Raw genomic sequence first — 13,799 nt, 5'->3', positions numbered from 1 at the left:
CGACAAGCGGGTCCTTGGCTGCTCAGCAGCCCGGACAGCGCGCGCTCGCGGTACGGGCGAGGTCGATGTGCGCCCGCCCGAAGAGAAGGAGTTCCGAAGGCATACGACTCAGGCTGACGACACATTCCGCGCAAGGTCAAGTACGTCCCGGCATGTGGGAGATGGCTCACGGTCGTGTCCCCGGGGTCAGACGGCGTCGCCGAGCGCGGCGATGACGTCGGCCTTGCGGGGCTGTCCGGTGGCGCGGCGCACCACCCGGCCGTCGGCGTCGAGCACGAGCACCGTCGGCGTCTTGAGGATGTCCAGGGTGCGTACGAGGTCCAGGTGGGCCTCGGCGTCGATCTCGACGTGGGCCACGCCCGGGACCAGGCCGGCGACCTCGCCGAGGACGCGCCGGGTGGCCCGGCAGGGGGCGCAGAAGGCGCTGGAGAACTGCACGAGCGTGGCCCGTTCGCCGAGCTCGGCGCCCAGTTCGGCCGCCCCGAGCCGCTTGCCGTCGTCGCGCCCGCGCACCCGCATCCTCCCGCTCCGCCGCCGTTGCAGCACTCCGTAGGCGCTCGCCGCCGCGAGCACCACCACGCACACCACCAGTCCGGTCATCCTCCGCACAAGCGTTCACGGGACCGCAAAGATTCCCGGTTCCCGGTGCGGGCCGGGGTGCGGAATGCTTGGTCCGCATGGACATCGATGTGAGAGGGCCGCGGTTCGGGGCGGCCGTGACGACCGTCGTCCTGGCGGTCGTGCTGGTCACCGGGAGCGCGTGGCTGCTGGCCTGGCAGACGCTGGCGTTCGCGCTGGGCGCCGCGGGCGGCGTGGGCCGCTCGCCGTACGGATGGCTGTACCGCAGGGCGGTGCGGCCGCGACTGGGGCCGCCGACGGAGTTCGAGGCGCCGCAGCCGCCGCGGTTCGCGCAGGCGGTGGGGCTGGTCTTCGCGGGGGCCGGCCTCGTCGGGTTCGTGCTGGGGCCGCAGTGGCTGGGGCTCGCCGCGACGGGGGCGGCGCTCGCCGCGGCCTTCCTCAATGCCGCGTTCGGGTACTGCCTGGGCTGCGAGATGTACCTGCTCGTACGGCGTGTGACGGTTCGCTCCGGGCAATGATCGTGTAAAAGCCCGAGGTGGGCCGGGTGTGCGACGTGACGAGAATCTCGCGGTTGGAGGGCGCGAGGACTGGCTACCCGGACGTTCTTCGGGCACGATCTCGACAAGCCGTAAACCTACGGCTGCGTAACTTTCCGCCGGGAGTCCCCTTCCCAGGCAGAGAAGGAAGGGTCCACCCTGCCCATGGCAGAACTCGTTTACCGTCCCGTCGTCGGTCTCGCTCGCACGATGTTCAAGGTGTGGGACCTCAAGATCGACTGCCGAGGTTCGGAGAACATCCCGCGCTCGGGCGGCGCCGTGCTGGTGAGCAACCACATCAGCTACCTGGACTTCATCTTCAACGGCCTGGCGGCACTGCCGCAGAAGCGTCTCGTCCGGTTCATGGCGAAGGAGGCCGTGTTCCGGCACAAGATCTCCGGTCCCCTGATGCGCGGGATGAAGCACATCCCCGTCGACCGCAAGCAGGGCGAGGCGGCCTACCAGCACGCCCTGGAGTCGCTGCGGTCCGGCGAGATCGTCGGGGTGTTCCCCGAGGCGACCATCTCGCAGTCGTTCACGCTCAAGAGCTTCAAGTCCGGTGCCGCGCGGATGGCCCAGGAGGCGGGCGTTCCGCTGATCCCGATGGCCGTGTGGGGCACGCAGCGGCTGTGGACCAAGGGCCACCCGCGCAACTTCAAGCGCAGCCACACGCCGATCACCATCCGGGTCGGCGAGGCGATCGAGGCGTCCCGCGACAAGTACGCGGGCGCGATCACGCGGCAGCTGCGCGAGCGCGTGCAGGAGCTCCTGGAGGCGGCGCAGCGCGCGTACCCCGTGCGCCCCAAGGACGCCGACGACACGTGGTGGCTGCCGGCGCACCTCGGCGGCACGGCGCCGACCCCGGAGCAGGTCCGCGAGGCCGAGGCCCGCTGACCTCCGCGCCCCCGCTGCCGATAAGGTCCCGGCTGTGACGGGGCGGGCCGGCCGCGGTCGGGCCGGCTCCCCCGCGACCGACTGCGCGACGGGGGCGAGCGAATGCGGCGCTGGATCAAGGTGTCGGTGACGGCTGTGGCGGTCCTGGGCCTCGGCGGCTGGATCGCCGAGCCGTACGTCCAGGACTGGTGGCTGGTGCGCGGCGCGTGCTCGGGGATGCTGCCCGGCGACGCCGTACGGCAACTGGCCGAGGAGGCGGACCACTTCCAGGACGCCGAGTCGGCGGCGTACGACGAACTCGGCGACTACACCTGCCGCGTGACGGTCGAGACCGACGACGCGGACGACGAGCGGCTCCTCGCCGCTTGGGCGTCCACGCGGCGGGACGAGCGGGACCGGCTCTTCATGTCCGTCTTCGAGGACGACGGCTTCGTCCCGCAGAGGCCCGTGCCCGCGGGCCTGCCCGCATTCGCCGACACCTCGGACAACCTCTACTTCCTCGTGCCCTGTCCGGCGCTGGGCACGGACGACGACGGACGGCAGCGCAGGATGGTCGTGCGCACCGCCTTCGGCCGGGTCACCTCGTCGGACTCACCTGCCGCGTACGAGACGGCCGTCGCCTTCGTCAACGGCGCCTCGGACCGGCTCGGTTGCGGCGCGGAGCGGTTGGCCACGCCGAAGGTCGAGGCCGCGCCCGCGGAAACGGACGAAGAGTTCCCCACCGTGCCGCTGGCGGAGGCCGACGCGTTGGGATGCGGCTGGGCGTCGCGGGCGGGCCTGCCGCGCCCCGAGGGCTGGCGGGTGGGCTACGGCACGAACGACGCGGCACCGACGGGCCGTTGCGAACTGCTCTCGGACGGCGAGGAAGGACGCGGGAAGCAGGTCAGGCTGGCCTTCGCCGCCTGGTACGGAGACTGGAGCAACCGGCTCACCCGCGAGGAAGGCGTGCCCCGGCCCCTGACGGCGTCGGCCCGGTGTGCCGGGGAGGCCGCCAACTTCGCCGTGGGCGCCCGCGGGAAGGTCTCCGGCATGACGCGGTCCGGCATGCGGGATCTGCTGGAGGCCTTCGCCCGTGACCAGATGGAACGGCGGGACTGCTCCGGCCTTCGGGTCAAGGGCTGAGCACTCGGCTCCCTCTCCAGGGGAGCGCCGCCTCCCGCCACATGCTCCTGACGTAGGCGTCGTCGACGATCTGCCGCATGACCCGCGCACGCTCTTCGGGCACCCCCCGGTCCCCGGCCCAGGCGTCGAGCACGGTCAGCAGGTGGTGCCGGCCGTCCATGAGATCGCCGCGCACGGGGCCGGCCACGGGCCGGTCGGCGATGTCGCCCATGGGCGGGCGGGTGGTGAGCTGCCGGGGAGCGGCCTCGTAGGCGCCGCGCGTGTGGCGGCGCACGGTCGCGTCGAAGGCGGCGAGATCGGGGATGCCGCCCTCCTTCGCGTGCAGGACGCGATGCTGCATCAGGGCGCCGACGCGCTCGGCGATGTCCTCGAGGTCGTTGTCGGGCCAGTCGGTGGCCGTCGTGCGGCCCCACTTCTCGCGCTTGTCGGGCCGGTGGTCCGGGTCGCCGCCCTGCCGGGTGAGACGTTCCAGGTAGTGCGCGAAGTACGCGCGCTCGGCGGCGTACAGGATCGCGAACGCCTCGGGGTTCCGGGCCAGTTCGTGGACCAGGTACACGGGTTCGGGCCGCGCGCCCGTCGCCTCGTCCTCGTGGTCGAAGTCGACGTGCGCCTCGCCGGGCGCGAGGAAGCGGCCGTGTCCCGTGCGGCGCGTGTCGTCCGGCGCCGCCGGCTCCGGCGGCACCACCGGACGGTCCGAGTCCCGCCCGAAGCGCTGGAAGCGGGCCTCGTCCGCCACGTAGTCGGCCAGCACGCGGGCGACGCCGGGCGCCATGCCGTGGGGCACGTCCGCCCCGTCCAGAGCCGCGACCACGGCGTAGGCGCAGCGGGCCTGGGCGAGGGTGTGCGGGGTACCTGGGCCCCGCGCCACCGTGGCCACCTCGACGAGCCTGCCGAGGACCTCGGCGCCGTCGCCGCAGGGGTTCTCCTGGCGCACCAGCCCGCGCACGGCCGGGTAGCGGGACATGTCGTCGCCCGGGTCCAGGGCGCGGGTCGCGGCGGCGGGGTCCTTCGTCAAGGCCCGGGTGGACGCGGGGATTTCGCGGCACCCGGGCTCGTCGTCGCCGGCCGCGAGGACGAGCGGCACGGCCGTGCCGCCGACGGCCAGCGCCAGTGCGACAGCCGAGGCGAGCAGCCGGCGGCGGCGCAACGTGGCGGCAGGGCCCGGCCGTTGCCCCTCCCCGGTCCCGGTTCCTTCCTCGGTCACTCCCCCATCACGCATGGGGGGAGGTTAACGGGCCGAACGGCTTCGCAGCACTAGCGGGCCATCTCCTCCTTGAGGGCGGCCACGAAGGTGTCCACGTCCTCCTCCGTAGTGTCGAAGGCACACATCCAGCGGACGTCGCCCGCGACCTCGTCCCAGAAGTAGAAGCGGAACCGCTTCTGGAGGCGCTCGGTCACCTCGTGCGGAAGACGCGCGAAGACCGCGTTGGCCTGCACCGGGTGGAGGATCTCCACGCCGTGCACGGCGCGCACGCCCTCGGCGAGGCGCTGGGCCATCTCGTTGGAGTGCCGGGCGTTGCGCAGCCAGAGGTCCTTGGCCAGCAGCGCCTCCAACTGCACCGACACGAAGCGCATCTTGGAGGCGAGCTGCATGGACAGCTTGCGCAGGTGCTTCATGCGGCGCACGGCGTCCGGGTTGATGACGACGACGGCCTCGCCGAACAGGGCGCCGTTCTTCGTGCCGCCCAGGGAGAGGATGTCGACGCCGACCGCGTTGGTGAAGGTCCGCATGGGGACGTTCAGGGAGGCGGCGGCGTTGGCTATCCGGGAGCCGTCCAGGTGCACCTTCATGCCGTGCGCGTGGGCGTGCTCGCAGATGGCCCGGATCTCCTCCGGGGTGTAGAGCGTGCCGAGTTCGGTGCTCTGGGTGATCGAGACGACCTGCGGCATCGCGCGGTGCTCGTCCTCCCAGCCGTACGCCTGCCGGTCGATCAGCTCGGGCGTGAGCTTGCCGTCGGGCGTGGGCACGGTGAGCAGCTTGAGGCCGCCCATGCGCTCGGGGGCGCCGCCCTCGTCGACGTTGATGTGCGCGCTCTCGGCGCAGATCACCGCGCCCCAGCGGTCGGTGACCGCCTGGAGCGCGACGACGTTGGCGCCGGTGCCGTTGAAGACCGGGAACGCCTCGGCGCTCGCGCCGAAGTGGCTGCGGATGATCCGCTGGAGGTTCTCGGTGTAGTCGTCCTCGCCGTACGCGACCTGGTGCCCGCCGTTGGCGAGGGCCAGGGCGGCGAGCACCTCCGGGTGGGCCCCGGCGTAGTTGTCACTGGCGAAACCGCGGACCTCCGGGTCGTGATGGCGACGCGCGTCGGTCTTCGGGGGGTTCACGGCTTCTCGGTCAGCCACAGACGGTTTCCGTTCACTTCCGCGGCGGGCTTCTCCCAGACTCCGGTGATGGCCTCGGCCAAATCCTTGACGTCCGTGAAGCCCGCGAACTTCGCGTTGGGCCGCTCCGCGCGCATCGCGTCGTGGACCAACGCCTTGACCACCAGGATCGCAGCCGCGGACGTCGGACCCTGCTCGCCCCCCGCCTTGCGGAAGTAGTCGGCCATGGCCAGCGTCCACGCCTCGGCGGCGGCCTTGGCGGCCGAGTAGGCGGCGTTCCCCGCGGTCGGGTTGCTGGCGCCGGCCGCGCTGATCAGGACGTAGCGGCCGCGGTCGCTGCGCTGGAGAGCCTCGTGGAAGGCGAGGGTGGTGTGCTGCACGGTGCGGATGAGCAGCTTCTCCAGCAGGTCCCAGTCGGCCGGGTCGGTCTTGGTGAAGGTCTGGCTGCCGCGCCAGCCGCCGACCAGGTGGACCACGCCGTCGACCCGGCCGAAGTCCTGCTCGATGCGGGCGGCCCAGTCGCGGGTCGCGTCGAGGTCGAGCAGGTCGACCTTCTCGCCGGTGACCGTGGCGCCGCCGTGCGCGTAGCGGGCCGCGTCCACGGCCTCGGCGAGCCGCTCCGGGTCGTTGTCCGAGCCGATGACGGTCGCGCCCGCCTCGGCGAGCCTGAGCAGTGCCGCCCGGCCGGCGGGTCCGCCCGCTCCGGCCACCGCGACGACCGCGCCGTCGAGAGCCCCGTTCCCCATCTTCGCCTCCAGCGATGCTTCGTCGGTGCGGTCGCTCATGCGGCGACCCGCTCGGCGCCGTCCGCCCGGATCCCCTTGGTCTCGGCGATCACCTTCTTGAGCTTCTTGGACAGTGCCTCGTAGAACATGCTGAGCGGAAACTCGTCGGGAAGCACCTCGTCGACGAGCTTGCGCGGCGGCTGGGTCAGGTCCAGGGCGTCGGGACCCTTGGCCCACGTGGAGCCGGGGTGCGGGGCGAGGTAGGTGGAGACCAGCTCGTAGCCGGCGAACCAGTGGACGAGCTTGGGGCGGTCGATGCCGTCGCGGTACAGCGTCTCGATGTCGGCGCACAGCTGGTTGGTGACGCGCGGGGCGCGCTCCCAGTCGATGGACAGCTTGTTGTCGGTCCAGCGGACGACGTCGTGCTTGTGCAGGTAGGCGAAGAGGAGCTGGCCGCCGAGTCCGTCGTAGTTGCGGACGCGCTCGCCGGTGACCGGGAAGCGGAACATGCGGTCGAAGAGGACCGCGTACTGCACGTCGCGGGCCTGCGGGACGCCCTCCTCGGCGAGCTTCACGGCCTCCTTGAAGGCGGTGAGGTCGCAGCGCAGCTCCTCCAGGCCGTACATCCAGAACGGCTGGCGCTGCTTGATCATGAAGGGGTCGAAGGGCAGGTCGCCGTGGCTGTGGGTGCGGTCGTGGACCATGTCCCACAGCACGAAGGCCTCTTCGCAGCGCTTCTGGTCGTGGACCATCGCGGCGACGTCCTCGGGCAGTTCCAGGCCCAGGATGTCGACGGCGGCGGCGGTCACCCGGCGGAAGCGGGCGGCCTCGCGGTCGCAGAAGATGCCGCCCCAGGTGAAGCGCTCGGGGGCCTCGCGCACGGCGATCGTCTCGGGGAACAGGACGGCCGAGTTGGTGTCGTAGCCGGCCGTGAAGTCCTCGAAGGTGATGCCGCAGAACAGCGGGTTGTCGTAGCGGGTGCGCTCCAGCTCGGCCAGCCACTCGGGCCAGACCATGCGCAGCACGACCGCCTCGAAGTTGCGGTCGGGGTTGCCGTTCTGCGTGTACATCGGGAAGACCACGAGGTGCTGGAGGCCGTCGACGCGGTGGGCGGCGGGCTGGAAGGCCAGCAGCGAGTCCAGGAAGTCGGGCACCTCGAAGCCGCCCTCGGCCCAGCGGCGCAGGTCCTCGACCAGGGCCTCGTGGTAGGCGCGGTCGTGGGGCAGCAGCGGGGACAGCTCGCGCACGGCGTCGGCGACGCGCCCCACGGCGCGCTCGGCGTCGGCGCGGGACGGGGCGCCCTCGGCGCCGAAGTCGATCGATCCGTCCTTGGACTGCCATGGCCGGATCTGCTCCACGGCATCCTTGAGCACGGGCCACGCCGGGTGTTCCACCACCCTGGTCGCCGGAGGAACGCTGTCCCTCACACCCGTCTGCACAAGAATTTCCGTCATGTCCCATCCTCCACGGGAGAAGCTCGTGTGGGGACACCGTAGGCATACGAGGTTCCTCCCAGCAAGAGGATCATCGGGAAATTATCCTGCGCACCCCCGCCCTTCGCCGCACTTTTTCCTGCCGGACACGAGCGGAGGCGCCCTGCCGCCCCCTGTGCCGACGGTACGGTTCGACGCGGGCCGTTAGGCTGCGGCCCAGCCGTGCGGACGGCTCGGTTCCGTTCCGTCCGCCGAGCCGCCGTCGACGGAAGCGAGTGGAACCTTGAGCCTCCTCACCATCGGTCACCGCGGGGTCATGGGCGTCGAGCCCGAGAACACGCTGCGGTCCTTCGTCGCCGCCGAGCGGGCCGGTCTCGACGCCATCGAGCTCGACCTGCACCTGAGCAAGGACGGCGCCCTGGTCGTCATGCACGACCTGGACGTGGACCGCACGACCGACGGCAGCGGTCCGATCGCCGAGCAGACCCTCGACGAGCTGCGCGCGCTGGACGCGGGCCGGGGCGAGCGGGTCCCGGTGTTCGAGGAGGTCCTGGACGCCGTGCGGGCCCCGCTGCAGGCGGAGATCAAGGACGTGGCGGCGGCCCGGGCGCTGGCCGACGTGATGCGGGAGCGGGATCTCGTGCCGCGGGTGGAGGTGTCCTCGTTCCACGACGAGGCCATCACCGAGATCGCCCGGCTGGTGCCGGGGGTGCGCACGGCGCTCATCGCCAGCCGGTACGGCCTCGACGTCGTGGACCGCGCCGTCGAGGCGGGGGCCGCGACGGTCTGCCTCAACATCCGCCGGCTGACGCTGGAGGTGGTGGAGCACGCCCGCAAGCGAGACCTGCGGATCATCGGCTGGGTGGTCAACACCCAGGAGCACCTGCGGCTCGCGCACGCCCTGGAGCTGGACGGCGCCACCACCGACTACCCGGACATCAAGCGGACCGGCCGCTTCACGGCCTGACACGTCCGGCTTCGGGCCTCCTCGCGGCCCGGCTTCAGGGCCCGCTCTCCGGCCGGCGTCCGGCTTCACCGCCCGTTCGCGGGCCGACGCTCAGGCGAGTTCCTTGACCAGCAGCTCGAACTCCAGGTCGTCGCGCTGCGGGATGCCGAAGCGCTCGTCGCCGTAGGGGAAGGGGGTCATCCGTCCCGTGCGGCGGTAGCCGCGGCGCTCGTACCAGGCGATGAGGTCCTCGCGCACGGAGATCACCGTCATGTGCATCTCCGTGACGCCCCAGCTCGCGCGCGCCCGCCGCTCGGCCTCCGCGAGGACGATCTTGCCGATGCCGCCGCCCTGGACCGCGGGGCTGACCGCGAACATGCCGAAGTAGGCGTGCGCGCCCCGGTGTTCGAGCTGGCAGCAGGCGATGATGCGGCCGTCGCGCTCGGCGGTCAGCAGCCTGCTGTCGGGGTTCTCGACGACCTCCAGCACGCCCTCCGGGTCGGTCCGCTGCCCCGCGAGGATGTCCGCCTCGGTGGTCCACCCGGCCCGGCTGGCGTCCCCGCGGTACGCCGACTCGATCAGCGCGACCAGGTCGGCCACGTCGGCGTCGGTGGCGTCACGGAAGGTCAGTCCGCCGGGGGCGGTGGTGGGGGCGGCCAGGGGCTCCATGAGGTGACGTCTCCGTTCTCGGCACGGCTCGGGCAGGTCGAGCGTAACCCTGCCGTTAGGCTCCGCCGCATGGTGCAGGTACTTGCCGGGCGGACGCTGATCCGTCCCACCGATCCCGAGCGGTCCCGCGACTTCTACGGCGAGCGGCTCGGACTCACCGTCTACCGGGAGTTCGGCACGGGTCCGGAACGCGGCACCGTCTACTTCCTCGGCGGCGGCTACCTGGAGCTGTCGGGCCGGGCTCAGGCGCCGCCGTCCCCGGCCGTGCGGCTGTGGCTCCAGGTCCCGGACGTCGGCGCGGCGCGGGAGGAGCTGCTGGCGAAGGGCGTCGACATCGTCCGCCCGCCGGTGCGGGAGCCGTGGGGGCTGATCGAGATGTGGGTCGCCGACCCGGACGGGGTCCCGATCGTGCTGGTGGAGGTCCCGGCGGACCATCCGATGCGGTACCGGCCGGGAATCTGACACCGACGCTCCGCCGCGCGCCCGGTCCGCCGGATGGCCGGGGGCGGGGACCCGGCTTAGCGTGCTGGTGGGGGTGTCCCGCGCGGAAGGAACGCCATGGAGCTCGACGAACCGGTCTTCGGCGGTCCCTGCTGGGTGGAGCTGGGCACCCGCGACGTGGCGGCGGCCCAGCGGTTCTACACGGCGCTGTTCGGCTGGCGGCCGGGGCCGCCGCCCGGGACCGGGGCCGGCGGCTACACCGTCGCGTACCTCCAGGACGCCGCGGTCGCCGGGATCACACCGTCGGCGCAGGACGGGCAGCCCGTCGCCTGGAGCGTCTCCTTCGCGGTGACCGACGCGGACGTCGCGGCGCGGGAGGTCACGGCGGCCGGCGGCACCGTCCTGACCGGGCCCTCGGACGTCCCCGGTCTGGGCCGCTCGGCGGTGGTCGTCGACCCGGCCGGCGCGGTCCTCCAGCTGTGGCAGCCGGGCGGCTTCCCCGGCGCCGGACTGTTCAACGCGCCCGGCTCGCTGGGCTGGGTCGAACTGCTGACGAGGGCCCCCGAGCGGGCCGAGTCGTTCTACGCGACGCTCTTCGGCTGGAGCGCCGGGACGTCCGAGCGGTACACGCGGTGGACGGTCGGCGGCGCGGAGTTCGGCGGCATGGTGCCGATGGACGACAAGTTCCCGCACGAGGTGCCGGCGCACTGGCTGCCGTACTTCGCCACGGCGGACACCGACCGGACGGCCGCCGACGCTACGGACGCGGGCGGCACCGTCCTGATGGAGCCGACGTCCCTGCCCGCCGGGCCGCGCATCGCGGTGCTGCGGGACCCGCAGGGCGCGATGTTCGGCGTCCATCGGGCGGGCGAGGCGCCCTGACGCCGGGCCGGGCGGGCGAGAAGCCGTGACCTCGCTCGGGCCGGGGGCGAGGAGCCCTGACGCCGGCCCCCATGTTCGGGGGCCCGGCCGTCGTCAGGCCCGCAGCGCTCCCAGCCGGCCCTCCAGGCGGCCGAGCAGTTCGCCGAGCAGGGTCGCGAGGTCGCCCTGGTCCGCGGGGGCGAGGTCGGACAGGACGGCCTTCTCGTAGGCCAGTTGCTCGGGCAGGATCCCGTCGACGAGGTCACGGCCGGCGTCGGTGAGCCGGACGTGGGCGACGCGGCGGTCGCGGTCGTCGCCGCGCCGCTCCACGAGGCCCCGCTCGGTCAGGTGCTTGAGGCGCTTGGTGACGGCGGCGCCGGAGGCGAACGTCTCGCGGGCCACGTCGCCCGGCGTCAGCTCGTGCCCGGTGCGGCGCAGCGCCCCCAGCAGCTCGAACTCGGAGCGGCTCAGGCCCGCGCGGCGCAGCGGCGCGTCCTCGGCCTGCTGGAGGAGGGCGGCGCAGCGGTTGACGCGGCCGATGATCTCCATGGGCCCGGTGTCGAGGTCGGGGTGGACGGCCCGCCACTGCCGGACGACCGCCGCGACCGTGTCGCCCCGCGCCGCGCCGGGCGTCTCCTCCGCCCGCGTGGTGTCCCCGGTCGCCGGCCGTCCGTTCGCTGCCGTCATGGCCGTGCGTCCTCCCGTTTCGTGTCACCGCCGCGGTCCGCGGTGTGCCCGTCCGGCGTGCCCCGGTCCGGGCGCGTCGGACGGCGTCGTACCGTCGCGGCGAGCGTACGGTGTCCGGACCGCTCGGCGCGCACGACCCTCTCCTGGGGCAGGGCGCGCTGCCACCATTCGCCGGACGCGGCCTCGGCGGTGGCCCGCAGGTCGACCAGTGCGGCGGCCAGGCAGCGGCGGGCCGTCTCCAGGTCGCGGGGGTCCGGCTCGGGCCCATTCGCCAGGCGCGCGGCGCCCTCCCGCGCCCGGTCGACGGCGGCGACGGCCCGCTCGACCCGGTCGCCCGCCCTGCGGTTGGTGACGACCACGGCGGCGGCGAGGCCGACGAGGGCGCCGACGACGGTGTCCACGATCCGCTCGGCGATCAGCGGACCCGGCGCCTGGTACCCGGCGAACTCGGTGACGAGCAGGGCCATCGGGGTCACGCACACGCTGCCCAGCCAGTAGTTGCGGCCGATGAGCGCCTCGGCGCCGAAGTTGAGGGCGAGGCAGCACAGCACGAGGGCCGCCCGATGGGCGTGAGCCAGCGGCACGACCGCCGCGAACAGGAGGACGCCCGCGAGGTTGCCCACGACGCGCTGGACACCCCGGCTCCAGGTGAGGGCGAGGCCGGCCTGGTACAGCGAGGCCGCGGTGACCAGCGCCCAGTAGGGGCGGCCGATCCCGAGGGCGAGGGAGGCGTAGCCGGCGAGGGCGCAGCCGAGTGCGGTGCGGACGGCGAGCGGCGTGAGCGGGCCGAGCCGGGTCCACCAGGGCCGGGCCGGCACGGCGCGTTCGACGGCCACGCCGAGCAGTTCGCCGTCGGCCTCCCGAGGGTCGCCCGGGTCGGGCACCGGGCGGGTGCCACGCAGCTCGCGCGCCAGGGCGCGCAGGCGCGCGGGGTCGGCGTCCGCGGGCGCGGCGAGGGCGACCTCGGCGCGCACGAGGAGCCGTTCCAGTGCGCGCCGGATGGGGCGGGTGCTCGTGGGCATCTCGGTGGGCGTCCCCGTGGACATCAGGGTCTGCCAGGCCGCCTGCACGGCCGCGTATCCGGCGGCGCGGGCCCGGAGCCCGGCGTGGCCTTCGCCGTCGCCGTCGCCGTTGCTGTTGCTGTTGCTGTTGCCGTCATCGGCCGTGGTGCTGCCGCTCGTGCTCGTGCCGCTGCCGTCGGGAACGCCGGTCCCGGTGCCATGGGTTTCCGCGTACGCGGCGGCGGCGTTCAGGGCGTGGGCGGTGGCGCGGCGTTCAGGTCCGTGCGGCCGGACCAGTCCCGGCGCCATGCCGACGAGCCAGGCCCAGAGCCCGGCCGCGGCGGCGAGGGCGAGGTGCCCGGGGGACCTGGCCGAGGGTCTGGGGCACGAACAGGGCGGCGGAGGTGACGAAGGCGGGGATGACGTTGCCGGGCGGGCCGACGCGGGTGGCGTCGCACAGCGCCTTCTGCGCCGCGGCGAGCAGGGCTCCGACGGTGACGAGCAGCACGGCGTTCGCCGTGAGGGACGCCGCGACCAGGGCGACGGCGAGACCGGCGAGCATGCCGAGCACGACCCACGCGAGGACGCGGGCACGGGCGGCGTAGGGACGGTGGTGCGCGTAGAGGGCGCACAGGGAGCCGGCCATCGTGTACATCGCGAGGTCGAGGCGGCCGACGGCGAGCAGCGCCAGGTTGGGCGGGGCGACCGCGACGACCACGCTCAGGGCGGGCTTGAACCAGATGTCCGAGGGCCGCCCGAGGCGCAGCGCGCCCATCAGGGAGGGCCGTCGGAGGGCCGGGGTTCGGGAGGCGGGGGTCGCACGGGTCACTCGCATGACGTTAGCAGGTGTTTTACTCGTGAATAATTCTCGTCGATGTGGGCCGGTCACTCGCCGCGCTCCCCCGAATGCTCCCCGTGTACATCCCTGCGCTCGCGTGCGCGCCGACGGGGCCGGGCAGCCCTTGACCGACCGTGCGGCTCGAGCGGGGAGGTCGGTGTGCACGGACCGGCATCGTCCGGGTGGTTGCTGGTCGCTCTGTGCGCGGCGACCGGCGTCTACTGTCTGCTGCGGATGCGCAGCGGTGTCGAGGAGCAGCGCCGGGCGGCCGGCGGCGAGGCACTCATGGGGTTCGGCATGGCGGTGATGGCCGTGCCGGCGGCGGCGTTCAGCCCGCCGTGGTGGGCCTGGCCCGGCTACGCGCTGGTGTTCGGGGCGGCCGGGCTGCGGGCCCTGTGGGCGGCGCGCACGGACGCGCACCATCTGCATCACACGGTGGGGGCCGCGGCCATGGTCTACATGGCCGCCGTCATGGCCGACTCCACGGGCCGGGCGCACGCCCACACGGGCGCGGACGTCCCGCTGCTGACCGGGCTGCTGCTGCTCTACTTCGTGGGGTACGTGCTGGTGTCCGGGTTCCGGCTGGTGCCGGTCACCCCCGGGCCTGGTGGCACGGCGCCCGCGGGTGCCGCCGCCGGGCGCACCGGCTGGGGCGACCGTCCGGAGCTGGCGCGGGCGTGCCGGCTGTCGATGGGGATCGCGATGCTGGCCATGCTGCTGACGCTGTGACGGCGGCCGCAGGGAC

Annotated in this window: 14 protein-coding genes and 1 pseudogene; 7 read left to right on the top strand and 8 right to left on the bottom strand. The window is 73.5% G+C overall.

Annotated elements, in window-relative coordinates; all coding sequences use genetic code 11:
* Positions 1 to 186 precede the first annotated feature (186 nt).
* Positions 187 to 600, bottom strand: coding sequence for a thioredoxin family protein (locus ACZ7D7_RS26940; RefSeq protein WP_470827580.1), 414 nt, complete (start codon positions 598 to 600; stop codon positions 187 to 189).
* Positions 601 to 677: 77 nt separating this feature from the next.
* Here ACZ7D7_RS26940 and ACZ7D7_RS26935 point away from each other — a divergent pair, with 77 nt between their 5' ends.
* From ACZ7D7_RS26935 to ACZ7D7_RS26925, 3 genes are all read left to right on the top strand, one after another.
* Positions 678 to 1,097 carry a DUF4395 domain-containing protein gene (locus tag ACZ7D7_RS26935; RefSeq protein ID WP_470827579.1) on the top strand — a complete coding sequence of 140 codons (420 nt, stop codon included), beginning with the start codon at positions 678 to 680 and terminating at the stop codon, positions 1,095 to 1,097.
* 183 nt (positions 1,098 to 1,280) lie between these two features.
* A complete protein-coding gene (locus ACZ7D7_RS26930) occupies positions 1,281 to 2,009 on the top strand; it encodes a lysophospholipid acyltransferase family protein (protein WP_470827578.1) in 729 nt (242 codons plus the stop codon).
* Positions 2,010 to 2,135: 126 nt separating this feature from the next.
* Positions 2,136 to 3,131, top strand: coding sequence for a hypothetical protein (locus ACZ7D7_RS26925; RefSeq protein ID WP_470827577.1), 996 nt, complete (start codon positions 2,136 to 2,138; stop codon positions 3,129 to 3,131).
* Here ACZ7D7_RS26925 and ACZ7D7_RS26920 read toward each other — a convergent pair.
* Genes ACZ7D7_RS26920 through ACZ7D7_RS26905 form a run of 4 tightly spaced genes read right to left on the bottom strand, consistent with a single transcriptional unit; the run spans position 3,121 to position 7,632 of the window.
* Positions 3,121 to 4,350, bottom strand: coding sequence for a hypothetical protein (locus ACZ7D7_RS26920; protein WP_470827576.1), 1,230 nt, complete (start codon positions 4,348 to 4,350; stop codon positions 3,121 to 3,123). The two genes, ACZ7D7_RS26925 and ACZ7D7_RS26920, sit on opposite strands and share 11 nt — an antisense overlap.
* A gap of 35 nt (positions 4,351 to 4,385) precedes the next feature.
* Positions 4,386 to 5,456: a threonine aldolase family protein gene (locus ACZ7D7_RS26915; protein ID WP_470827574.1), complete on the bottom strand. Its 1,071-nt coding sequence runs from the start codon at positions 5,454 to 5,456 to the stop codon at positions 4,386 to 4,388.
* Complete coding sequence (locus ACZ7D7_RS26910) at positions 5,453 to 6,199, bottom strand: SDR family NAD(P)-dependent oxidoreductase (protein ID WP_470827631.1); 747 nt, start codon at positions 6,197 to 6,199, stop codon at positions 5,453 to 5,455. Before ACZ7D7_RS26910 ends, ACZ7D7_RS26915 begins: the two co-directional genes overlap by 4 nt.
* A gap of 35 nt (positions 6,200 to 6,234) precedes the next feature.
* Entirely contained in the window at positions 6,235 to 7,632 is a 1,398-nt protein-coding gene (locus ACZ7D7_RS26905; protein WP_470827572.1) for a DUF6421 family protein, read from the bottom strand.
* Positions 7,633 to 7,894: 262 nt separating this feature from the next.
* On the opposite strand from ACZ7D7_RS26905, the gene ACZ7D7_RS26900 reads away from it, so the two are divergent.
* Complete coding sequence (locus tag ACZ7D7_RS26900; RefSeq protein WP_470827571.1) at positions 7,895 to 8,578, top strand: glycerophosphodiester phosphodiesterase; 684 nt, start codon at positions 7,895 to 7,897, stop codon at positions 8,576 to 8,578.
* A 90-nt stretch (positions 8,579 to 8,668) separates the two neighbouring features.
* Here the strand turns inward: ACZ7D7_RS26900 and ACZ7D7_RS26895 are convergent, their stop codons facing one another.
* Positions 8,669 to 9,226, bottom strand: coding sequence for a GNAT family N-acetyltransferase (locus ACZ7D7_RS26895; RefSeq protein ID WP_470827570.1), 558 nt, complete (start codon positions 9,224 to 9,226; stop codon positions 8,669 to 8,671).
* Between the two features lie 69 nt (positions 9,227 to 9,295).
* Between ACZ7D7_RS26895 and ACZ7D7_RS26890 the strand changes: the two genes are divergently transcribed.
* Positions 9,296 to 9,688 (top strand): VOC family protein, encoded by a 393-nt coding sequence (locus ACZ7D7_RS26890; protein ID WP_470827568.1) that lies wholly within the window; start codon positions 9,296 to 9,298, stop codon positions 9,686 to 9,688.
* Positions 9,689 to 9,784: 96 nt separating this feature from the next.
* Entirely contained in the window at positions 9,785 to 10,549 is a 765-nt protein-coding gene (locus tag ACZ7D7_RS26885) for a VOC family protein (protein ID WP_470827567.1), read from the top strand.
* 93 nt (positions 10,550 to 10,642) lie between these two features.
* Here the strand turns inward: ACZ7D7_RS26885 and ACZ7D7_RS26880 are convergent, their stop codons facing one another.
* The gene (locus ACZ7D7_RS26880; protein WP_470827566.1) at positions 10,643 to 11,215 is read right to left on the bottom strand and encodes a MarR family winged helix-turn-helix transcriptional regulator; all 573 of its coding nucleotides are present in this window, start codon (positions 11,213 to 11,215) and stop codon (positions 10,643 to 10,645) included.
* Positions 11,212 to 12,991 (bottom strand): annotated as a pseudogene (locus ACZ7D7_RS26875) (FUSC family protein). Before ACZ7D7_RS26875 ends, ACZ7D7_RS26880 begins: the two are co-directional and overlap by 4 nt.
* A gap of 222 nt (positions 12,992 to 13,213) precedes the next feature.
* On the opposite strand from ACZ7D7_RS26875, the gene ACZ7D7_RS26870 reads away from it, so the two are divergent.
* Entirely contained in the window at positions 13,214 to 13,783 is a 570-nt protein-coding gene (locus tag ACZ7D7_RS26870; protein ID WP_470827564.1) for a DUF5134 domain-containing protein, read from the top strand.
* Positions 13,784 to 13,799 lie beyond the last annotated feature (16 nt).

The organism is Streptomyces sp. NPDC037054, from assembly GCF_055606745.1.
This window is presented reverse-complemented; position numbering and strand designations above follow the sequence as displayed.